Annotated in this window: 18 protein-coding genes; all 18 read right to left on the reverse strand. The window is 68.6% G+C overall.

The genetic code is table 11. The features are described from left to right. Positions 1–5 precede the first annotated feature (5 nt). The 18 genes from fliF to flgF all read right to left on the reverse strand — a co-directional run bounded on the left by fliF (position 6) and on the right by flgF (position 22,208). Positions 6–1,793, reverse strand: coding sequence for a flagellar basal-body MS-ring/collar protein FliF (gene fliF, locus CCR79_RS02920; protein ID WP_201168518.1), 1,788 nt, complete (start codon positions 1,791–1,793; stop codon positions 6–8). A 16-nt stretch (positions 1,794–1,809) separates the two neighbouring features. Then, positions 1,810–2,121, reverse strand: coding sequence for a flagellar hook-basal body complex protein FliE (gene fliE, locus CCR79_RS02925; RefSeq protein ID WP_201168521.1), 312 nt, complete (start codon positions 2,119–2,121; stop codon positions 1,810–1,812). A gap of 9 nt (positions 2,122–2,130) precedes the next feature. Next, positions 2,131–3,573 carry a sigma-54 dependent transcriptional regulator gene (locus CCR79_RS02930; RefSeq protein WP_201168524.1) on the reverse strand — a complete coding sequence of 481 codons (1,443 nt, stop codon included), beginning with the start codon at positions 3,571–3,573 and terminating at the stop codon, positions 2,131–2,133. 240 nt (positions 3,574–3,813) lie between these two features. Beyond that, entirely contained in the window at positions 3,814–5,214 is a 1,401-nt protein-coding gene (locus CCR79_RS02935) for a sigma-54 dependent transcriptional regulator (RefSeq protein ID WP_201168526.1), read from the reverse strand. Positions 5,215–5,315: 101 nt separating this feature from the next. Further along, positions 5,316–5,660 (reverse strand): flagellar protein FliT, encoded by a 345-nt coding sequence (locus tag CCR79_RS13615; RefSeq protein ID WP_201168528.1) that lies wholly within the window; start codon positions 5,658–5,660, stop codon positions 5,316–5,318. A gap of 8 nt (positions 5,661–5,668) precedes the next feature. Continuing rightward, the gene (fliS, locus tag CCR79_RS02945; RefSeq protein ID WP_201168702.1) at positions 5,669–6,091 is read right to left on the reverse strand and encodes a flagellar export chaperone FliS; all 423 of its coding nucleotides are present in this window, start codon (positions 6,089–6,091) and stop codon (positions 5,669–5,671) included. A gap of 112 nt (positions 6,092–6,203) precedes the next feature. After that, positions 6,204–7,634: a flagellar filament capping protein FliD gene (fliD, locus tag CCR79_RS02950; protein WP_201168531.1), complete on the reverse strand. Its 1,431-nt coding sequence runs from the start codon at positions 7,632–7,634 to the stop codon at positions 6,204–6,206. A 77-nt stretch (positions 7,635–7,711) separates the two neighbouring features. After that, the gene (locus CCR79_RS02955) at positions 7,712–8,125 is read right to left on the reverse strand and encodes a flagellar protein FlaG (protein ID WP_201168534.1); all 414 of its coding nucleotides are present in this window, start codon (positions 8,123–8,125) and stop codon (positions 7,712–7,714) included. Between the two features lie 75 nt (positions 8,126–8,200). After that, positions 8,201–9,679, reverse strand: coding sequence for a flagellin (locus tag CCR79_RS02960; protein ID WP_201168537.1), 1,479 nt, complete (start codon positions 9,677–9,679; stop codon positions 8,201–8,203). Positions 9,680–10,006: 327 nt separating this feature from the next. Beyond that, the gene (locus tag CCR79_RS02965) at positions 10,007–11,413 is read right to left on the reverse strand and encodes a flagellin (RefSeq protein WP_201168540.1); all 1,407 of its coding nucleotides are present in this window, start codon (positions 11,411–11,413) and stop codon (positions 10,007–10,009) included. A gap of 451 nt (positions 11,414–11,864) precedes the next feature. Beyond that, the gene (locus tag CCR79_RS02970; protein ID WP_201168543.1) at positions 11,865–14,162 is read right to left on the reverse strand and encodes a TonB-dependent receptor family protein; all 2,298 of its coding nucleotides are present in this window, start codon (positions 14,160–14,162) and stop codon (positions 11,865–11,867) included. A gap of 229 nt (positions 14,163–14,391) precedes the next feature. Beyond that, positions 14,392–15,660, reverse strand: coding sequence for a flagellar hook-associated protein FlgL (gene flgL / locus CCR79_RS02975; RefSeq protein WP_201168545.1), 1,269 nt, complete (start codon positions 15,658–15,660; stop codon positions 14,392–14,394). Positions 15,661–15,671: 11 nt separating this feature from the next. Further along, positions 15,672–17,729, reverse strand: coding sequence for a flagellar hook-associated protein FlgK (gene flgK, locus CCR79_RS02980; RefSeq protein ID WP_201168547.1), 2,058 nt, complete (start codon positions 17,727–17,729; stop codon positions 15,672–15,674). Positions 17,730–17,771: 42 nt separating this feature from the next. Continuing rightward, entirely contained in the window at positions 17,772–18,758 is a 987-nt protein-coding gene (gene flgJ / locus CCR79_RS02985; RefSeq protein ID WP_201168549.1) for a flagellar assembly peptidoglycan hydrolase FlgJ, read from the reverse strand. A gap of 10 nt (positions 18,759–18,768) precedes the next feature. Continuing rightward, on the reverse strand, positions 18,769–19,875 hold the full coding sequence (locus CCR79_RS02990; RefSeq protein ID WP_201168705.1) for a flagellar basal body P-ring protein FlgI: 1,107 nt from the start codon (positions 19,873–19,875) through the stop codon (positions 18,769–18,771). Positions 19,876–19,930: 55 nt separating this feature from the next. Beyond that, on the reverse strand, positions 19,931–20,617 hold the full coding sequence (locus CCR79_RS02995; protein ID WP_201168551.1) for a flagellar basal body L-ring protein FlgH: 687 nt from the start codon (positions 20,615–20,617) through the stop codon (positions 19,931–19,933). 11 nt (positions 20,618–20,628) lie between these two features. Beyond that, positions 20,629–21,414, reverse strand: a complete 786-nt coding sequence (gene flgG, locus CCR79_RS03000; RefSeq protein ID WP_201168553.1) for a flagellar basal-body rod protein FlgG — start codon at positions 21,412–21,414, stop codon at positions 20,629–20,631. A gap of 53 nt (positions 21,415–21,467) precedes the next feature. Further along, a complete protein-coding gene (flgF, locus tag CCR79_RS03005) occupies positions 21,468–22,208 on the reverse strand; it encodes a flagellar basal-body rod protein FlgF (protein WP_201168555.1) in 741 nt (246 codons plus the stop codon). Between the last annotated feature and the right edge of the window lie 33 nt (positions 22,209–22,241).

The following is a 22,241-nucleotide window of genomic DNA, read 5'->3' on the forward strand; positions in this document are numbered from 1 at the left end:
CGCCATCAGCCCTTGCGCTTGTCGTCTTCATCGAGCCAGGCCTTGACGGCGTTGGCCGCCAGCTCCGGTTCGTTCTCGACGAGCTCGAGCACGGCCTGGAGCTTGGCCTCGTAGGGGCGCTCGCGCATGTCGCTGAGCTGCTCGCCGCTGATCCCCGCCAGGCGCATGGCGGCTTCGCTCTCCTGCCCACCGCCGGGACTCTCCAGGCTCTCGCCGGCCGGGCGCTCCAGCCCCTCGGTCTCGGCCCCGCCGCGCTCCTCGTCCATTTCGTCCTCGCCCCCGAGCATACGGTTGACGATCGGGCGGATGGCGACGATGTAGATCAACAATCCGATGGCAGCAAAGACCGCCAGCCGGATCAAGTCGCGCACCCACTCCTGCTCCCAGACCTCCTCGGGCGGATCCGGCGGCTCAACGATCTCGGCGAAGGGCACGGTGGCCACGCTCACGGCATCGCCGCGATCGGCGTCGAAGCCCACCGCGTCCTGGACGAGATTCTCCAGGGTCTGGATCTCGTCGTCGGAGAGGGCCTCGCGGACCACCTCGCCGTCCTCGTTCTCGACGTAGCGGTGATCGACCAGAACCCCGACGGTCAGCCGATCGATCACGCCAATGGCCGGCTGCACCTCGCTCAGCGTCCGGCCTACCTCCCAGTTGCGGGTCTCGTCGGAGCTGAACGGCGTGCCGCCCCCGCCCTCGGGCTCCTCCCCGTCGAGGGTCCCCGGGCCGGGCGGCTGATTGGTCAGCGCACCGGGGATGCCGATGGGCCACTGCCCGCCCCCGCCGCTGCGCTCACTCATCTGCTCGCTGCGGATGGCGCTGCGCTCCGGGTCGAAGAGCTCTTCGATCTGGCGGCGCTCGTCGAAGTTGAGCCGGGCGCTGACCTGGGCGCGGACGCGGTCCGGGCCGATGATTGGCTCGACCATGTCCTCGACGCGGCGCTGGATGCGTTCCTCGAGCCGGCGGGTGAGCTCGAACTGCTGCGCCGAACGGGTCGCCTCGGTGGGCTCATCCTCGGCGGTGAGCAGACGGCCGCGGTGGTCGACCACGCTGACATTGCCGTGCTCGAGATCGGAGACGGCGCTGGCCACCAGGTGGATGATCCCCTCCACCTGACGGTCGGGCAGCTGCCGGTCTTGGTCCAGCTCGAGGACCACCGACGCCTTGGCATCGCGGCGGTCGCGGACGAAGACCGACTCCTCGGGGTCGTCCAGGTGGACGCGGGCGCTGACCACGCCGCGCAGGGTCTCGATGGAGCGCGCCAGCTCCGTCTCCAGCGCGCGGTCGAAGCGGGCGTGCTCCATGAACTCGCTGACGCCGAACCCGGGGTCTTCCTCGAGCATCTCGTAGCCGAACCCGGTCCCGCGCGGCAGCCCCTCGGAGGCGAGGAAAATGCGCGCCCGGTGGACGGCGCCTTCCGCAACCTTGATATCCCCGGTGCGCTCGTCGAACTCGACGCGCACGCCCTGCTCCTCGAGGGCGTTGATGACCTCGGCGGCGTCGTCCGAGGAGAGATCGGCGTAGAGCGTACGCAGCTCGGCGGGCTCCTGCGCCCAGAAGAAGATCGCCACGCCCAGCCCGGCCACCGCCAGCAGCCCGGCGCCGAGACCGAGCTTGCGCAGCGGGTTGTCGCCGAGGACACGGGTCAGCTGCTCACGCCAGTCCTCAGGCACGAACCGGCCCACGCCGGCAAAGCCACCCGCCTCGGCTCCGGCACCGCCCTGGCCGCCGCTGTCCAGCGGCGACGGCGGCGAGGAGCCGCTCGATTCGGTCATGGCCTGGCTATCCGCCATGGCGACCCCTCACGCGTTACACCTGCATGTTGGCGATTTCCTGGTAGGCCTCCAGGAGCTGGTTGCGGACCTCCTTCATGGCCTCGAAGGAGACATCGGCCTTCTGGGCGGCCATCATGACGTCGGTGAGCTGAACGTCCTCACCGCGGAGGAACTGATCCTTGAGCTCACTCGACTGGACCTGACGCTCATTGACCTGCTCGACGGCATCCCGCAGGAGATCCGAGAACTCCTCCACCGGCGGCGCGTCCTGCTCCGGCTGCTGCACCGGCTGCCCGCCGATGGCGCGCATCTCCGCGAGGGCCTGCTCGATACGAAAATCCGACATGGCGCGACCTCAGTTGCCGTAGGCGTAGAGCATCCCGGAGCGCTCGGGAATCTCGACGCCCTCCTGACGCATGCGCGCCAGCTTGTACCGCAGGGTGCGGCTGCTGATCCCCAGCCGCGCCGCGGCCTCCTTGCGGTTGCCACCGACCCGATCGAGCGTCTCGAGGATACGGCGGTACTCGCGGCTCTTGAGATCCTCCTCGAGGGTCGCTGCGGCGTCCTGGCCGGCAGCGGCCTCCGGCCGCACCGCCGGACCGGGGGTGCCCTCCGCCGCGGCGACCCCGGCGACCGGAGCGCTCGCGCCCGCCGACTCCCCGGTGCTCGGAGCGTCGGCGCCAGCGCTGACGGTGACGGGCTCGAAACGGATCGCCTCGGCATCGATGGCGCTGCCCTCGGCGAGGATCAGCGCGCGCTGGACGACGTTCTCGAGCTCGCGGACATTGCCCGGCCACGGGTGCTGGATGAGCAGCCGTTCCGCCTCGGGGGTAAAGTCTGCGCCGCAGCCGCCGCCAAGCTGGGCGTACTTCTGGGCGAAGGAGCGAGCGAGCGGGATGATGTCCGCGGCGCGCTCGCGCAGGGGCGGCAGATGGATCGGGAAGACGTGCAGACGATAGAAGAGGTCCTCGCGGAAGCGCCCGTTGCGCACCGCCTCGCGCAGATCGCGGTTGCTGCTGGCGAGCACGCGGACGTCGAGCGGGATCGGCGTCTGCCCGCAGAGGCGCTCGATCTCCTTCTCCTGCAGGGCCCGGAGCAGCTTGGCCTGGAGCCCCGGCTCGATCTCCGAGACCTCGTCGAGCAGCAGCGTGCCGCCCTGCGCCTGCTCGAACTTGCCGGCGTGGGCCCGGTTGGCCCCGGTGAAAGCGCCCTTCTCGAAGCCGAAGAGCAGGGCCTCGAGCATGTTCTCGGGGATCGCCGCGCAGTTGACGGCGATGAAGGGGCCATCGGCACGGGGCGAGCGCTCGTGGATGTAGCGGGCGAAGATCTCCTTGCCGGTCCCGGACTCACCGGTCAACAGGACGGTGACGTCCTTGCCGGCGACCCGCTGGGCAAGCGCCATCAGCTGACGGCTGCTGCGATCCTCGGCCACCAGCTCGGGACCGGCGTCGGTGACCCGGGCCACGGCGGCAGCCAGCTCGCCGGCCGGGGCCTCCTCGGCGACGTAGTCCGCCGCCCCGTCGCGCATGGCGGCGACGGCGCCGCTGACCTCGGCGCGGGCGGAGATGACGATCACCGGCGGAGCCATGGGGTGCCGGGTAAGCACCCGCCAGTTGTCCCCGTCACCGGCGTCCTCGAAGCAGACGACGGCAGCGATCCCGCCCTGCTCCAGGAGTTCGTGGGCGGAGCCGGTGTCTTCCGCCTCGGCGGTCACGAACCCGGCGTCGTCCAGGCGGCGCCGCTGCTCGCTGCGGCGGCCCGGCTCGCGGGCCACCACGAGCACGCGTTGCTGACCCATATGGATTGTCCCCCTCAGCGCAAATCCGCGCCGCGGTGGTACCCCGCGGCGGCCCCTTCTGAAGCAAGGGGCGTGCCAGGGGTGGGGTGGTGCGCTAAACGCCGGATTCCACGCGGCCGGCGAGGCGCTGCCGCCGCCGCGGGCGGAACCGGCAGTCAAAGTTATGTCGACCGGCAAGACCGGCAACCGCTTGCCGCTTGACGGTCGGTGCTTGCCGACCGGCGGCCCGAGCGTGCCGGCTCAGGCGGGGCGCTCGACGTCGAGCCGGCGCAGCTTCTCGACCAGCGTGGTACGGCGCAACCCGAGCAGCCGGGCAGCCCGACCGACGACCCCATTCGTGGCCTCCAGGGCCTGGCGGATCAGCTCCTGCTCCACCTCGGTCAGGTGGCCCTTGAGATCGATGCCCTCGGACCAGTCCACCGCCGGCAGCGGCACCCCGGCCTGTCCGTTGACGGGCTCCGGGGCGCCCGCAGGTGCGCCGCCATCCTCCAGCTCCTCGCGGGCCGCCTCCCGGATCTTCCGGGGCAGGTCTTCGACCCCCACCTCGCCGTAGGGGCAAAGGATGGCCAGACGCTCGACCACGTTGGCCAGCTCACGCACGTTGCCCGGCCAGTGGTAGGCCGACAGGCAGGACATGGCTGCCGGGCTGACCCGCACCGAACCCCGCCCCTCGTCCTCGATGCGCCGGATGATCTCCTCGACGAGCACCGGGATATCCCCGGGGCGCTCGCGCAGGGCCGGGATCTCGATGGGGAAGACGTTGAGCCGGTAGAACAGATCCTCGCGGAAGCTGCCGTCCCGGATCCCCGTGTCGAGGTTGCGGTGGGTGGCGGCGATGACCCGAACGTCGGCGTGGATGGGCTTGTTGGAGCCGACCCGCTCGAACGTCCGCTCCTGGAGCACGCGCAGCAGCTTGACCTGCATGTGCATGCTCATGTCCCCGATCTCGTCGAGGAAGACCGTGCCGCCCTGGGCCATCTCGAAACGGCCCTGCCGGGCGCTGATGGCGCCGGTAAACGCGCCCTTCTCGTGCCCGAAGAGTTCGCTCTCGAGCAGGTCGGCGGGGATGGCCCCGCAGTTGATCGGCACAAAGGGTCTCGCCCGACGGGAGGAGCGCGCGTGGATGTTGCGCGCCACCACCTCCTTGCCGGTGCCCGACTCACCGAGGATCAGCACGCTGGCGTCGGTGTCGGCCACCTGCTCGATGAGGCTGGTAACCCGCTGCACACCGCGGCTCTCGCCGGCCAGCCGCGGCGCCCGCCCGGCGGCACCGTGCTCGCGGTGGCGGACGTTGTGGCTCAGGGCCTGACGCAGGGCGGCGGTGAGCTGGCCCTGACGCAGCGGCAGATCGAGCACCCCGAGGACACCGTGCTGCGGATCACCGCCACGGCGCCGCGCATCGGCATCCGGCGCAATGAGAAAGACGGGCAGCTCGGGCCGGCTATCGACGACCCGCTGCAGGCAGGCGCGCTCCTGTCCGTCGATGCCCACCAGCGCCGCGGCCAGCCCAGGGTGGCGGGTAGCGGCGCCGCCGGCATCGCCGGCCTCGGCGGGGATGGGTTCGTGTTCAAGGAATTGCAGCACCGTCTCGACACCCGACCGGCGCTCCGCGTCGCTGTCGACCACCAGGACCTGAACCAACGCTCCCCTCCGATGACGGATCGCCTGTCTGCGAGGGGGCGAGTTTACGCCGGGTTAACCAGGCCGTCAAAAAAACGACACAGGCGCCGGCAAGGTGTTTCCTAGCCGGAACAGCGCGAGTAGGCGTCTTGGACCTCGCGGTGGTGCTGCTCGTCGCGCGAGGCGGCGCCGAGGCGATCGCGCTCGGCCTCCATCAGCGCCCGGACCGCGCGGTCGCACTCGAGCGATTGGGCCAGCGCGCGGCGGGCCAGGTCAGCGCCGGGGTGGTCCGGGTCTTCGGGCAACCCGCGGGCGTGCGCCTGGCGCAGTCCATTGCGCTCCATGACCCCGTCCCAGTCCCCGGCCTCTGCGCAACGGCGCATCTGCCGGGACAGCTCCAGCAGGCGTCGGGCCGAGGCGGCCACCGCCGCCCGCCCGTCGCCGCCCTTGGCGCTGCCGCCGCCCACGCGCCCCCCTACTGGCCGCGGGCGGCGGCCGCCTCGGCAGCGTCGCGGGTACGCACCTCCGGCGGGATGGCGTCCCAGGCGCTCTTGATCTCGCGCATCAACGAGGCGACCTCATCAAGGTGCTGGACCTCGTTCTGGGCGTTCGCCTCCACCAGGCGGCGCTGCATGTAGGTGTAGAGCTCCTCGAGGTTGCCGGCGATCTCGGCACCGCGCTCGTGGTCGAGCCCGGAACGCAGGCCGTCCAGGATGGAGATGGACTTGCTGATCAGCTCGCCCTTGAGGGCGATCTCCTGGCGCTCCATGGCGCCGCGGGCCTGGGCGACTCGGTCGAGGAACCCGTCCATGAGCAACTGCACCAACCGGTAAGGGTCGGCGTAGGCCGTGCTGGAGTAGGTCCCGACTTGTTGGTATTGGTTTATGCCGCGATGCATGCTCATATCCCGTTCCTACTCTTGGGGGTAGTTGGTTCGCGCTCTATCCTTTTAGCGGCTGCTACCCATGATCCTTGAGGGCGGAACCTCCGTTCCGGAAGCTTCTGACCGCTTAATCCCGACTGTTCATGGCCGCCAGGCGCTGCTCGAGGAACTCCGAGGTCTGATTGAGTTCAGCGACCCGCGAGTCCATCCGCGAGAACTGGCTGCGCAGCTGCTCCTCGCGCCGCTCCATGCGCCGGTCGAGGCGCTCGCGATCGTCGGCGATACCGTCGAGGCGGCGCTCGACCCCCTCGGTGCGCATGTCGATCACGCTGTCGCGGCCGAGGGCGTTGTCGAGCACCCCCTCCAACCGCGACATCACCCCGCTTTCCGGGTCGGTCATCATGCGCGTGACCAGCTCCGAGTGCTCGCCAACCATCTGTTGCAGGCGCTCGCCACCGAGTTCCAGGGTGCCGTCCCGGTTGGTGCGCACACCGAGATCCCCCAACGATGAAATCGGCGCCCCGTCCAGGGCCTCCACTGGCTCGTTGAGGGACCGGCTCAGCTGCGAGAGGAGGTTGCGCAGGGTGTGGTCCCCCTGCAGCGGGCCAGCCTTCTCGGCCTCGGGGTCGTAGTCCGAGAGCTGGTTGAGCTGCGCCCGGACCTGATTGAACGAGTCGACCAGACGCTGGATGTTCTCTTCGGCCAGCCCGGTCTGCTGTTCGATGGAGATGCGGCTGCGCCCCTCGTCCTGGAGGCTGATGGTGGCGCCCTCGATGGCCCCCTCGATGCGGTTCTCAGGGCGGGTGACGCGCATGCCGTCGATGGTGACTACGGCGTCGCTGGCCGGGCGAATCTCCTGAAAGGCGCCGGCGGGCTCGCCGGTCTGGGGATCGGCGACGTTGTACTGCAGGGCGGAGAGATCGCCCTCGCCCGCTTCCGGATCCTGCTCGGCGCGGATCTGGGTAATGGCATTGGTCTGACCGGTCTGCTCGGTAGCCAGGGCCAGCCGCGGCCCGGCGCCATCATCGACCACCGAGGCGCGCACGCCCTCGGCCTGGGCATTGATGGCGTCGCGGATGCCGAGCAGGGTGGCCGACTCCTCGTCGATGGTGACCGCCTGCTCGTTGCCCTGGCCGTCGGTGATCATCAGCCGGCCGGTGCCGACCGGATCGGCGCTGTCCTCGAACACGCCGCTGGCCGTGGCGATGCGCTGGGTCCGCGCCAGCTGCTCCACCTCCACGTCGTACTGGCCCGGGCGCGCCTCCTCGCTGGCCGAGACCCCGGCCACACTGGTGTTGCTCGATTCCGCATCGATGCCGGAGTAAGCGCCGGGATCGCCCAGCCCCTGGACGGCCTCCTGGAGTTCGCCGATGACCCCTCGCATCTGCCCCAGGGCCTCGAGCTTCTCCTGCAGTTCTTCCTCGCGCCGGCCCAGGCGCTGCTCCGTGGGTGCCCGCTCGGCCTGGACCAGGTCCTGGACCATCTTGTTGGTGTCGATGCCGGAGCCGACGTCCATCTGGCTCGGCATGTTCGGCATCTGATCCAGCGGTGAGACCATATCGGGTCACCTCTCGAGGTATCGCTAGCGGGCCTGCCCGGTGGACCCTTCCGGCGGCGGATGCGTTCCGGCCACGCTCAGGCCTCCCCGTTGAAGAGCAGCCCCTGAACCTCGCGCATGCGCGCGGCGATGGCCAGCATCTCTTCCGGGGGGATCTGACGGACCACGTCGTCGGTGCCGCGGACGTAGACAGTGACCACCGTCTTGCCGGTGTTGTCGTCGACCCGGAACTCCAGGTCCCGGCCGACGCGCTGCATGAATTGCTCCATGCGCTCCACCGCCCGGGCAAGCGCCTGGGGATCCTCCGCCTTGAAGTGATCCAGCGGCTCGAGCTCGGACAACGGCACGCGGGAGCGCTCTTCCGTCTCGGCGGCGGGGACCGGTGCTGCCGTGTCCTGCTCGGGGGCAAGGCGCCCCCCGTCCCCCTGCTCGGTTGGCCGCGACCAGTTGATGCTGCTGGTCACGGAACTCACCTTGTGCATTTCACTCATACAGCCTCCCGACCGGCCCTGCTACCAGGCCCCTGGGCCGGGTTCCGGAAGGCTCCCCGGAGGTCCCGGCCGTCGTTACTGCTGCAACAGCTGTGCCACTTGCTGCGGGATCTCGTTGGCCTGACCCAGCACCGAGGTCCCCGCCTGTTGCAGGATCTGCGTCCTTGTCATCTCGGCCGTCTCCTCGGCGAAGTCGGCATCCAGGATCCGCGAGCGGGATGCGCTCAGGTTCTCCGAGGAGATGTTCAGGTTGTTGATGGTGGCGTCAAACCGGCTCTGGATCGCGCCCAGATCGGCCCGGGTGTTGTTGATCTGCTGCAGGGCGAAGTCCACCGCCACGATGGTATCGGAAGCGGTCTCGCGGGTGCGCACATCAACCGGGTCGACCCCGCCGATGGTGTACGCCTCCGCCTGCAGGTCCTCGTAGTCATCGCCGGGCTGCCAGTTCTTCAGGCCGATCTGCCCCAGGTCTGCATCGTCGTCGCCATCCACCGGTTCGACCCGCAGCTCGCCGCCGATCTCGGTGGAGAGGGTGATGCCGCGCTCGACGATGAGCCCGGTGCTCTCCTCGTCGGCGCGATCCAGCCCCTGGCCGATCTCGGTCCCACCAACACCGATGGCATCTTCGGCGTCGTCCGAGAAGTACTCGAGCTCGAAGTCGCTGTTGGAGACGAAGGACCAGCCGTTTTCCCCGTTCTCCAGGCGCACCCCGGTCTCCGAGGCCCGGTCGTTAACCCGGGCGGCCAGTTCGCCGATGTCCGTGACGCTCTCGTCAAGCTCGATGGCGTGGTCGTTGATACGCAGCTGACCGCGCTCGCCCTCACCCAAGCCGTCAAACTCTACCGCCTGGGTCTCGGCCCGGTCGGCGCGCATGGCGGACACGCCGGTTTCGGCCTGGCGCTCGTTGATCTCGCGCGCCACGTCGTTGAGCCCGCGCGCATCGCCCAGGTCGATCTCGTGACCGTTGACCTGCAGCCCGCCCGGGAGCTCCACACCGGGACCACCGGCGGCCTGATGCACCGCCCGCCCCTCGGCCACATTGGCGCCCAGGTTCTCGGCGCGGACGTCCACGCCGCCGGCGTTGATGGTCTGGCCGCGGTTCGGCCCGACCTGGAAGACCAGCTCGCGCAGGGTGCCGTTGAGCACGTTCTGCTGGTTGAACTGGGTTGTCTCGGCGATCCGGCCGATCTCCTGCACGGCGGCCTGCACCTCGCGGTCGAGCGCGGCGCGATCCGACGGCGAGTTGGTGTCGTTCGCCGCCTGCACCGCCAGCTCGCGGACCCGCTGGAGCAGGTTGCTCATCTCTTCCATGGCGCCTTCCGCGGTCTGGGCGAACGAGATGCCGTCGTTCGCATTGCGGGCGGCCTGATCCATGCCGTTGATCTGGCCGGTGAAGCGCTCGCTGATCGCCAGCCCAGCCGCATCGTCCCGGGCGCTGTTGATGCGCAGCCCCGAGGAGAGCCGCTCCAGGGCCACCTCCTGATCGCCCCGGGAAGAATTCAAGTGCCGTTGCGCGTTCAGCGATGCAACGTTGGTGTTGATCACCTGTGCCATGACCCGTCTCCTCACGTCTGACGCCGTTACGGCGCCGTTTCGCTGACCCCAGCACGAGCGAACCTGTTCGCTTGGGCTCGCGTCTCGCGCTCTTGCCCAAACGTATCGGCGCTCCCTGGCAAAGCTTTAACGGTTCCGTTGTCCACCAACGGTCACCGCCGGGGTCGGCCCGCGTGGGTTCAGGTCATGGCCGGCGTCTCACCTCCTTCTCTTTATCCGCGTCCGTTCACGGAAGAATCCCGAATCTGCTGCGGGTCATGGCACCGGTCTCGGGGTCAGCGAGCCGGTGGCGGAGCCCGGGGGGTCAGCCGGGCTCCGCCTCGGGTCTTACTGCAGCAGGGTCAGGACGTTCTGCGGGGCCTCGTTGGCCTGGGCCAGGACCGAGGTACCGGCCTGCTGCAGCACCTGGGCGCGGGTCATGGCGGCGGTCTCGGCCGCGAAGTCCGCATCCAGGATCCGGGAACGGGAAGCTTCCATGTTCTCGGAGACGTTCTGCAGGTTGCTGGTGGTGGCCTCGAAGCGGTTCTGCACCGCACCCAGGTCGGCCCGGGCGTCGTTGATCTGCCCCAGGGCGAAGTCCACCGTACGGATGGCGTCATCGGCGTCGGTCCGGGTGGCCACGCTCAGCGCATCCGGCCCGCTGACCCGGTGACGGCTCATCTCCATTTGCTCGTCGGACATCCCGAGCGCCCCGAGGGTGTCGGCGTCACCATTGACGTCGATCCGCTGGCCCAGGTCAGTGGAGAGCTGGATGCCGCGCTCGAAGCGCATCCCACTCTCCTCGCCTTCGAGCCCGAGATCGCCGATGGGGCTGTCGTCACCCGGCTCGATGCGGAAATCGGACTCGGAGACGAAGCGCACTTGGTCGCCGTCCATCTCGGCACGGACGCCGGTGTCGCCGGAGGCGGCGTTCACCTCGTCGACGAACTCGCCGACACCGGCATCCTCACCAACGCTGATGGTGGTGCCGTTGATCTCCAGGCTGGCGCCACCGTCATTGTTGAAGTCGAACAACTCGGTGGTGGCCCGGTCAGCGCGGAACGCCGTCACACCGGTGGCACGGGACTGGGCGTTGATGGCGTCCATGGCGTCGGAGACGTTGCGCGAGCCACTGACGTCAATATCCAGCCCGTTGATGTTGATCGAGCCATCCAGGTCCAGATCGCCGTAGTTGCCTTCCTCATCAAGGGCGCGCTGCACCGCCTGCCCCTCGCCGATCTCGGCACCGAGGTTGTGGCCGCGCACGTCCATACCACTGGTGTTGATGCTCTGGGCCCGGTTGGCACCTACTTGGAAGACCAGCTCGTCGAGCGACCCGTCCAGGATGTTCTGGTTGTTGAATTGGGTGTTGGCGGCGATCCGGTCGATTTCCTGCACCGCCTGCTGCACCTCGGCCTCCAGGGCCTGGCGATCCTCGGCGGTGTTGGTGTCGTTGGCCGACTGCACCGCCAGCTCACGAACCCGCTGCAGGAGGTTGCCCATCTCCTCCATGGCGCCCTCGGCGGTCTGGGCGTAGGAGATGCCGTCGTTGGCGTTGCGCTCCGCCTGGTTCATGCCGCCGATCTGCGAGGTGAAGCGCTCGCTGATCGCCAGGCCGGCGGCGTCGTCGGCCGCGGAGTTGATCCGCTTGCCCGAGGAGAGCCGCTCCAGGGCCTGCTGCTGCTCGGCCTGGCTGCTGCTCAGGTGCCGCTGACCGGTCAGGGACGCAATGTTGGTGTTGATGACCTGTGCCATTGCCTTTGCTCCTTGTGCTCCGCTGTTTGGAAGGCCCCGGCGGCGAGCCATTGCCGCCTGCCGGTACCCAGTCTTTCGCCTTCACTTACCGTATCGGCGATCGGCGGCAAGGCTTTACCCCTTTGGCGGCAAAAATTTTCCATACGCGGCAATCCGGTGGCACAGATCGGCAAGCAGGGGCCACATCCTCGTATCTGACTGTTTGGGCAGGGTATTCAGGGGCAGCATGTTGCCACGACAGGCAACCGAGAGCACCACGGAGGGTGACCCGACGGCGGCGGGCGGCAAGCGCAGCGGCAAGAGCGGGTCGCGCCGCGACCCGTGAGGCGGGCAAAAAAGTGCCGGGGAGGATGCCCTCCCCGGCAATCAGGCGCCGATCGTTCGGCTGGAGGAAGCCGCCAAGGCGGCAGGCATGAGCACCCCTAAGCTGCGGGTGACCCGTGACGTGGGATCAGAAGTCGACGCGCATCCCCGCCCAGTAGGTCCGCGGCGCGCCGGGCCGTGCCCCCGCCGGGCGGTGGTGGGCGACATAGGTCTCGTCGGTGAGGTTCTCGATGCTCCCGAGCAACCGCACGTTGTCCATCAGCTGATAGTGGGCGGAGAGATCGAACAGCCAGCGGGAGTCGATCTTCAGATCGTCGTAGTCCCGATCCGCCAGCGCGCGGGTCTCGGAGACGTAGTTGGCGTTCAGGTTGACGCGCCAGTCAGCCTGGCCCACGCCGGCACTGAGGTTCAGCTGGTGCTCGGGGATCTCCGGCAGGCGGTCACCCTTGCGGGCGTTGGCCAGCTGATTGGGGCCATCGTCGATGTCTTGACGAAACTCGCTGTCGGTGAAGGTGTAGCTGACGCTGACCGGGAGCTGGACGGGCAGGTCCTGGCTCTGACCCAGATCGTGCATCCACAGCGCCTCCAGGCCCCAGACGTGAACCTCGCCAGCCGAGACCAGTTCATCATCGGTCTGGCAGGCCCCGCCGACGTTGGTGCACTCGTAATTGATGTTGGAGTAGTCGTTGAAGAAGCCGATGACCTCCGCCTGGGTATACATGTCGCTGAACCGGAAACCGGCCTCGTAGTTGACGCTGCGCTCCTCATCGGCCTGCGGGTCGGCACCCGACGGCGCGAACCCGCGGTGGACCCCGCCAAGGACGCTCCACTGATCATCGATGGCGTAGGTGGCGCCCATGCCAGGGACCCAAACCCGATAGGTGTTGGAGTAGGAACCGTCCGCATCGAGGTTGGCGCTGGTGCGCCCCGGACCATCCCACTGCTTGCGATCCACATCGATGTTCTCGTAACGCACACCAGGAACCAGGGTCCACGACCCGCGCTCCATGGTGTTCTGCACGTGGAACGCATAGGCCTCGGCGGAGGTGACCCGATTGGTGGTCTCACCCGGTTCCTCGTGTTCGTAGAGAACCATCATGCCGTTCTGCATCTCGAACGAGTCCTGCCACTGCTCACGGTCCTCCTCGTCCTCGTGGTAGCGGAAGCCCACCTCCATGTCGTGGTCCCAGCCGAAGGCCTGGAAGAGATGGCCGACCTGCACCTGGATGCCCTGGGCGTAATACTCGCGATTGTTGGCGCGGACGTTGCCGCGGGCGCCGTCCTCAATGCTAAGCCCCGCGTCATAGGCGGTGCCGAAGCCACCGAGGATCCAGGCCAGCTCATCCTCATGGTCACCGGGGTCGCGGAGGATGTCGGAGATGCCCTCAAAATCACTGTTTCCGTCACCACGTACCTCATGCAGCTTGTACCAGTTGCGCACGGTGTCGGTGCGGTAGAGCGTGGTGGTGACGTCGGTATCCACCGTGGGCTGGAAGTAGTGGCGGACCTGGTAGAGGTCGTTCTCGGTGTTGATCTCGTCGAGCTGCGAACCGGCGTAACGCCGGTGCGGGTTGTCGTCGAAGTCGTCGGGCAGCAGGCCCAGGTAGGTGTCGTGGATGGTCCGCCGGTCGCGGGCGTATTTGAACTCCACTTCCTGGTAGACCTCGGCGGTGGGGTCGCTGGCCCACATCCCCTTGGCGACGAAGTTGTTGCGGTCGAAGCCGGTGTTCGGCACCGGATTGTTGGGCTTGTTGGACTGATCCCCGGAGAGCGGATGGTCGAGTTCCTTGAAGCCGTCGCTCTGCTCCGTGTAGCTCTCCAGCAGCCAGCCGAACTGCCCCTCGCGGCCGCCGATGTGGGCGTGGGCGCGCCGCCCGTTGTCCGAGCCCAGGCGCCCCTCCACCTTGCCGGAGCGCTCCTGGGGGATCGGCGTGGAGGTCATGTTCAGGGCGCCGCCGACGGTGTAGGGGCCGTGCTTGATGGCGCTCGAGCCCTTGCGCACCTCGACGTTGTCCATGCGCCCCATGGGCGGGAAGTAGTAGGCCGCCGGTGCGGCGTAGGGCGCCGGCGAAGCCGTCAGCACCCCGTCTTCCATGACCGTGATGCGCGCGTTCCGCTCCGGGTTCACGCCGCGCATGCTGATGTGCGGGAACTGGCCATAGCCCTCCTCCTCCGCGACATTGACCCCGGGGATCTGGCGCAGGATGCGGTGCGGATCGGTGTACCCCTGCCGATCGATATCCTCCCGGCTGAGCACCTGCGCCGAGCCGGCGGTATCCTGCACCCGGTCCGGGCCACCGGTGATCATGATGCGATCGAGCAGGCGGGTCTCCGCATCGCCGGATTCCGCGTGCGCCGCGCTCAGGGCGCCCCCTGCCAGGACCGCAGCAGCCGCAACCCCCCAAGGCCTTACTGTCTGACTCATAATCCCCTCGTTCTGTTATCCGTGCCGATGTGCGCAATACGTATACTAGTGATAACGATTCGCGTTTCCAAGAGACGGCCATGCCGCCGGCAGGCCTTTCCCATCGGCGTTTTCGATAACCGGAACCCCAAGGGATTGACTTTGCGCAAACCCGGGCGGCCACGGCACCCCTCGGACCGGCACCAGCGCGGCACGCCGGCCCGGCCAGGCAACGCATTGGCGGGAGAGACTAGATGTAGTCGAACAGGGAGAGGTTCTGCACGCGGCCGAAGGTGGATTGGGCCGCCTCGAGCCCGGTGAGCTCCTGGTTGAAGCGGCCGGTGGCCTCGGCGTAATCCAGGTCGCGCTCGTCGGAGGTGGCCTGCTTGAGGTCGATGATCGCCGCCTCGTTGCTGGCCTTCTCGCTATCGAGGGTGGACAGGCGGGCGCCGATCTCCGCCCGCACCCGGAAGGTGTTCTCCATGGCCAGGTCCAGATCGCCCAGGGCGCGGTCGGCGGCGTTGCGGAAGTCGGGCCCCTCACCCTCCTTAAGGGCGCCGATGAGCTCATTGACGGTGGCGAAGATCGACTGGGATCGGCTACCGGTGACCGTGAACCGGTCGCCGTCCTCGAAACCCCCCTGGCCCGGATCGGGGTTGCCCTCGATCTTCACCCGGACGCCGTCGTCCACCTCGATGGTCGCCCCCGGCTCATACAGCGGGGCGTCCTCCACCGCCGGCGGCCCGCCGTTCTCGCCGTTCACCCACTCCCAGGCGTTCTCGTCCTCGGGGTTGTGGGTGCGTTGGATGGCGTAGCGGGTGTTTCCGTCCGCGTCCTCGGCGAAGCGCACGCGGTACTGCTCGGCATCCAGGCCCCGGACCTTGCCGTCGACCACGCTGACCACGCCGGTGCCGCGGTTCTCCTCGCCCTGGAAGGCCTGGTACTGGCCGTTGCCGTCGGGGACCTTCATGAAGGCGTCGAAGCCGGAGTGATCCACGCCGATCTGGCGTCCGGGCCCGATGCGCACCTCGCGGCTGTTCTGGTCGCCGTGGTAGGTCACGTGGCCATCGGTGCCCATATTGAACGGCTGGGTGCGGGTGCGCGAGCCGGAGAAGAGATACTCCCCATTGCCGTCGCGGCTGTTGCCGAGTTCCACCAGCTGCTTGTAGCGCTCCTCGATCTCCGCGGCGATGTAGCTGCGGGTGTCGGCGTCTTGGCTGCCGTTGGCCGCCTGGACGGTGAGTTCGCGGATGCGCTGGAGCTCGTTGCCGGCCTGCTCCAGGGCGGACTCGGACATGGACAGCCGGGTCCGCGCCAGATCGCCGTTGCGGTTGAACCGCTCCACCGACTCGGTGGCCCGTTTGAGATCCAGGGTGCGCGCAGCCGAGGTGGGATCATCCGACGGCCGCAGCACCCGGCGCCCGCTGGAGAGCTGGGTCTGCGTGTCGTTGATCTCGCTCTGCTGGCCGGTCATGTTCTGAACGGCCGTGTTCTGCATGTGGCTCGTGGATACGCGCACGGCTCACCCCCTTAGCGACGCACCGCGTTGAGCATCTCCTGGAAGACCTCGTCGGCACTGGTGATGATCTGGGCGGCGGCCTGGTAGGCCTGCTGATACTCCATCATGTTGGCCGCCTCCTCATCCAGGTTGACGCCGGAGAGCTCCTCCCACTGCTCCTTGGCCTGGTTGAGCAGGGCCTCCTGGGCATCGCGATTGGTCTGCACCCGCTGGCTGAAGCCGCCGAGCTCGCCGACCATGGCGCTGTAGGCCTCCTGGAAGGTGCTGTTGCCGTTGTCCATGACGGTCTCTTCCATCAGCTCGGCCATGCGCAGGGCGTTGGTGTTGTCGCCCACGCCCTCGTAGTTGCCATAGAGCCCGAAGCGATCCCCGTCATCCGGCACGCCGGAGATGCGCACCGAGACATCCAGCGCCGCCAGCGTCTCGGCCTGGGCGCTGCCGGCCGGCTCCACGTCCTCGGCCAGGTTCACCACCTGGCCGCGCTCGATGTCCTCGGGGGCGTAGTCGAAGGTGCCCGCCGTCTCGCCACCGATGGTCACGGTGAACGTGCCGTCATCGGCGTAGGTCATCTCGACTCCCTGCTGCAGGGCACCCCCCTCCTCCAGGGCTGCCATGACGCCTTCGGCCCGCCCGACATCCGGCGGACCGATCTGCGCGCGCCCGGTGTTCTCGGTCTGACCGTCGGCGCGCGGCGCCTCGCCGGTGACCACCGGTGCGGCCGCCGCCACCTGGGTCGGCCGCGCGAGCCGGCCCTCGATCCCCTGAGCCGCGTCCCGGGTGGGCTGGATCAGGAAGCGGTCGCCCTCCTCGACGGCGCCGTCGCCGGACTCCGGCGGATAGAGGATCAGCCCGTCGAAGCGGTAGCCGCCGTCCGCGTCGGGCTGGATGTCGGCATCCCCGCCCTGGCCGAGGGTACGCACCTCGTTGGCGTCCTGAGTGGCCACCTGCCACTGCCCGTCAACGAGGCGCACCTGGTAGTTCTCGCGGCGCAGCTCACCGATACGCTCCTCGTCGACGATCACCTGCGGCTGGCCCTCGCCGGCGTTGCCGCGGTGGGCGGAGACCCCGGCCTCTCGGGCGTAGTCGAAGAAGTCGTCACCGGCCTCGGGGTAACCGCTGTCGAACTGGATGCCGCTGCGGTGCTGCTCGTTCATGGCCCCGGCCAGGGAGGTGGCCACCCGGCCGATCTCATCGCGGGTCTCGTCCAGCACACCGTTGCGGAACTCCAGCAGCCCGCCCAGCGAACCGCCCTGAACGGCGTCGGTGATCTGAACGGCGCGATCGCCCCGGCGGACAGCCAGCTCCGGGCGCTCCGGCTCGAAGGCGTTGCGCGTGACTTCCAGGGTGTTGGCGCGGTCGCCGGTGACCAGCGGCTGGCCATTGCCAATGCCCACGTTCAGCGACCGGTCGTCCTGCTCGGTCACCCGGACCGTGACGTGCTCGGAGAGCTCGCGGATCTTCTCGTCGCGCTGGTCGAGCAGGTCGTTGGGCGGGCGCTGCGGGTTGGTCCAGCGGCTGCGGATCTCGCCATTGAGCTCGGCGATGGACTCGGCCAGGCCGTTGACCTTGTCGGTCTCGGCCCGCACCCGCTTGTTGACGTCCTCTTCCAGGGTCAGCAGTCGGTTGTCCAGGGTCTGGAAGCGATCGGCCAGGGCCTGCCCCTGGGTGAGCAGCTGCTGCCGGGCAACGGTGTTCGAGGGGTCGTTGGCCACCTCCTCGACGGCGTCGAAGAACTGACGCAGCGCCGGGCTCAGCCCGGCGTCCTGGTCGGCAACCAGGTTGTCGATGCGCCCGGTCATCTCCGCGAGTCGATCCAGGCGCTCATATTCAGCGTGGTTGTTGCGCAGGGCGTCGACGCGGTGATCCTCGGTCAGGCGCTGGATGGTCTGCACCTGCGTGCCGGTGCCGACGGCCCCGCGGGAGTGGTAGTGCGGGATGCTCGTATCCTGCTCCACCCGTTGGCGGCTGTAGCCGTCGGTGTTGACGTTGGAGATGTTGTGCGACGTGGTCGCCAGCCCGCGCTGGGATGCGCGCAGCCCGGAGATGCCCGTCTGCAACAGATCAACCATAGACTCCGCCTCGCTGGGGCCCGCAGGCCCACCCTGCCCTGTCTAACCTCTCGGCACGGAATCGGAAATCTTGAGGGTCTCACCGCCGATCCGCACCCCCTGCCCGTCGTCACCAAGCTCCATGATCCGCTGCAGCTTCTCCGCGTACTGCGGATCGGTGGCGTACCCAGCCCGCTGGAGGGCCTCGACATACCGCTCCGGATCGTCGCCGACCTCCAGGGCCTCACGGTAGCGCGGGTTGCGCTCGAGGAAGTCGGCGTAATCGGCAAAGCTCTCGGCCACCGAGTCGTAAGCGCGGAAGTCGGCCATCTCGCGCTGCGGGATACCATCCCGGTACTCCAGGGTGGGCACGCGCACGGCATCGCCCTGCCAGTCCGCGGAGTGGGCCTTGATATTGAACAGATTGTTGGCGCTGCGCCCGTCCCCGTCGGCCACCATGTGCTGGCCCCACCCGGTCTCCAGAGCAGCCTGGGCCACCAGGGCCACCGCTGGCACCCCGAGGCGCTCGGCGGTCTCCCTGGCCGCCGGGGTGATGTCCTCGACGAAGTCCTGCGGGCTCGACCAGCCGGCCCCCTTGCCGCCGAGGCCGCCACTGCGGCCTTGCGCGCCGTCGCCCGCGTCCGCCGCCGCGAGCTCCCCGGCATCGGGCTGCACCGGCACCGCCGAGTGGCGGTAGTCCGAGATCTCCTGCGGCAGCCCCTGCATCCGGTCGGTCTCGAAGCCCGCATTCTCGCGCAGCTGTTCTTCGATCATCGGGGCCAGCCCCAAGCCCTCGCCGTCACGGGACATCTGCACCGCCATCTGCCGGTCGAAGAGGTCGCGGTACGTCTCCTCGGCGTTGCCGCCGAAGATCTCATCGCCCGGGGTGGCCTGGCGCATCTGGCCGAGCATCATCTCGACGAACACCGCCTCGAACTGCCGCGCCACCTCGGCGAGGTCCTCCTCGCTGGGGTTGCGCGTCATCGAGCGCAGCTGCTGCAGACCCTGGGGCTCGAGGGCGTTACCGAGGGCACCGCTGCTGTTGTGCATGGTCGCCTCCCTAGATGATGGTCAGCTCGGCACGCAGCGCACCGGCGCGCTTGAGGGCCTCGAGGATAGCCACCAGGTCGCCGGGGGCGGCGCCCACGGCGTTGATGGCGTCGACGATCTCGTTGAGATCGGCGCCGGCTTCGAAGACGAAGGCCGGATTCTCACCCTCGAGGCCCTCCATGTCCTCGTCGGGGACGATCAGCGGCTCATCCAACCCGAAGGGGTCGTCGGCCACCTGTTCCGGGCCGCCGGCGCCAATGGCCACGGTCATGTTGCCGTGGCTGACCGCCGCCGGGCGGACGCGGACATTGGAGCCCATGACGATGGTCCCGGTGCGGGCGTTGACGATGACCTCCGCCGGCGCCTCACCGGGCTCGACACGCAGCTCCTCGAGGAAGGAGATGAAGCTCACCCGCTGATCCGAATCCCGCGGCGCGCGGACCCGCACCGAGCCGGCATCACGGGCACGGGCGGTGTTCGGCCCGAGGTTGTGGTTGATCACCTCGGCGGTACGGCGGGCGGTGGTGAAATCCGGCTCGTGGAGGTTGAGCACCACCTCGTCGCGATCCTGGAAACCGGTCTCGATGCGCCGCTCGACCATCGCGCCGTTGGGGATGGAGCCGCCAAGCTGGTTGTCCACGGGGATCTCGGTGTCCTCGGCGCCGAAGCCGCCGATGACCACACGCCCCTGGGCCACCGCGTAGACCTCGCCGTCGGCGGCACGCAGCGGCGTCATCAGCAGCTCGCCGCCCTGCAGGCTGTCGGCATCGCCCAGCGACGAGACACTGACATCGATCTGCTGCCCGGGACGGGTGAAGGCCGGCAGCTCGGCGGTGATCATCACCGCCGCGGTGTTGTCCGCGTCCGGATCCACGTCGTGGGGGATGTTGACGCCCTGGCTGGCGAGCATGGAGCGCACGCTCTGCTCGGTGAACGGCGTGTCGTCGCCGGTCCCGTCCAGACCCACCACCAAGCCGTAGCCAACCAGCTGGTTGCTGCGCACCCCGGCCACCGAGGCGATGTCCTTGATCCGCTCGGCCGCTGAGACACTCGCCGCGAGCATCACCAGGAGCACCCCCGCGGCGACCTGGATCCAGCGTGTGTCGATCCTGCGCATTCTCATCACCTTGCGTCCTCCCGAGCGCGCCGTCCATCGCGGCGGCACCCGCCGTTCAGTAGCGCCTCATCAGAAAACGCGTCAGCCACCCCGGTTGGGCGGAGTCGCTGAGCGCCTCTTCGCCGGTGTAACCGACCTGCATGTTCGCCACCCGGTTGGACGAGACCTCGTTGTTGGCCCCCACGTCGTCGGTGCGCACGATCCCGGAGATGCGCAGCGTCTCCTGGCCCTGACTGACCCGTACGTTCTTCTCGCCGCGGATGACCAGATGTCCGTTGGGGGTGGTGTCCACCACCACGGCATTGATCGTGCCGGTGAGGTTCGTCTCCTGGTCCGCGCTCCCGCCGCCCTCGAAGCTGGCCTCGCCCTCCTGCTCGAAGGCGAAGGGGCGGCCGAAGATCTCCAGGTCCTCGCCGCCGATCTGCGGCGCCGGGATATCCGCCTCCTGCTGGCGCGCCATCTCGGAGTTGATCGAGCGATCGCCGGCGGTCTCCTCCTCGATGACCACGGTGATCAGATCCCCGGTGCGCCGCGCGCTGCGGTCCTCGAACAGCCGCATGCTGCGCTGTTCATCAAAGACCGAGCCGGTCCGCTCGTCCGGGTCATCGGGGATGTCGACCCGCGGCGCGGTGATCGGCGACGGATCCGGCGCCTCCTGCGGCATCGGGGTACACGCCGCTGCCGCCACCCCGGCCACCATGGCCGCGGCACAGCCGCGTACCCACCGATGCCAGCGCATCATCTCAGCCGCCCTCAGACGTTCTGGTTGAGGAACTGGAGCATCTCATCGGTGGTCGAGATGGCCCGGGTGTTGGTCTCGAAGCCGCGCTGGTTCTCGATCATGTTCACCAGCTCCTCGGCGATGTTCACGTTGGAGGTCTCCAGGGCCCCCTGCATGACGTTGCCCAGGGCCCCCTCCCCCGGGGCACCCACCTCGGGGGCGCCGCTCGAGGCGGTCTCAAGGAACATGTTCTCGCCCACCGGCTCGAGGCCGGAGGGGTTGATGAAGTCGGCGAGCTCGATCTGGCCGATCTCCTCGGGCTCCTCGTCGCCGGGGATCTTGGCGCTGACCGTACCGTCGCTGCCGATGCTGATGGTCTCGGCCTCCTCGGGGACCTGGATGGCCGGCTCGAGCAGGTAACCGCCGGAGGTGACGATCTCACCGTTCTCGTTGAGCTGGAAGGCGCCGTCCCGGGTATAACCCACCTGCCCGTCGGGACGGAGGATCTGGAAGAAGCCCTTGCCCTCGATGGCGACATCAAGACTCCGCTCGGTCTGCTGCACATTGCCCTGGGAGTGGATCTTCTCCGTACCCATGACCCGCGAGCCGGTGCCGAGCATCAGCCCCGAGGGCAGCAGGTTGTCCTGGCTGGCTCGGGAGCCGGGCTGGCGGACGGTCTGATAGAACAGGTCCTCGAAGTTGGCCCGGTCCTTCTTGAAACCGTTGGTGTTCACGTTGGCCAGGTTGTTCGACGTCACCTGCATACTCTTCTGCTGGGCGTCGAGTCCGGTCTTGGCTACCCAGAGGGCGGGATCCATGGCGTCACCTCATTGTTGTTCGTTTGTCACGGCAGTGGACAGCTCGCGCCACCTCAGCCCGGGTGGTTGAGCAGCTGGGCGCTGGTCTGCTCGTTCTCCTCGGCGGCGGTCAGCATCTTGATGTGCGTCTCGAACTGCCGCGCGTGATCGATCATGTTCACCAGCGATTCCGCCATGTTCACGTTGCTGCCCTCGAGCGCGCCGCCGCGGACCTTCACTTGCGCGTCGTCAGCGGCCGGTTCGCCCTCGGCGTGGCGGATCAGCCCGTCCTCGCCCTTGACCAGCTGCGTCGGGTCCGGATTGACCAGGCGCAGCCGGTCGAGCTCGATGGGCGCCCCGGCTCCGTCCTGCGGGGTGGCCGTGATCACCCCGTCGTCGGCGATGTCCACCTTGGTGTCCGGCGGGATCGAGATGGGCCCGGCCTCGCCCATGACCAGGTGGCCATCGCCGGTGGTCAGCAGCCCCTCGGGCGTCGTCTGGAAATCGCCGCGCCGGGTGTACGCCTCGTCGCCGTCCGGGGCCTGGACCACGAACCAGCCCTCGTCCTGGATGGCCACATCCAGGTCGCGCCCGGTGGTCTCGATCGGCCCCGGGTTGAAGTCGGTCCCGGCACGCAGCTCCTCGGCGTAGGCCCGGGTGGCGAAGCCGGGCCCGTAGACCGGCGCCTGGTAGAAGCTGTCCAGGTCGGCGCGGAAGCCCGGGGTGCTGGCGTTGGCCAGATTCTGGTTGTTGTGGTGCTGCGCCTCCAGGGAGTGCTTCGCCCCGGTCATGGCCACATACAGTTGACGATCCATACGCCTCTACCCGTTCTGCCCCGCTGCGGCGGG

Source organism: Halorhodospira halophila, from assembly GCF_016653405.1.
Lineage (GTDB): Bacteria > Pseudomonadota > Gammaproteobacteria > Nitrococcales > Halorhodospiraceae > Halorhodospira > Halorhodospira halophila_A.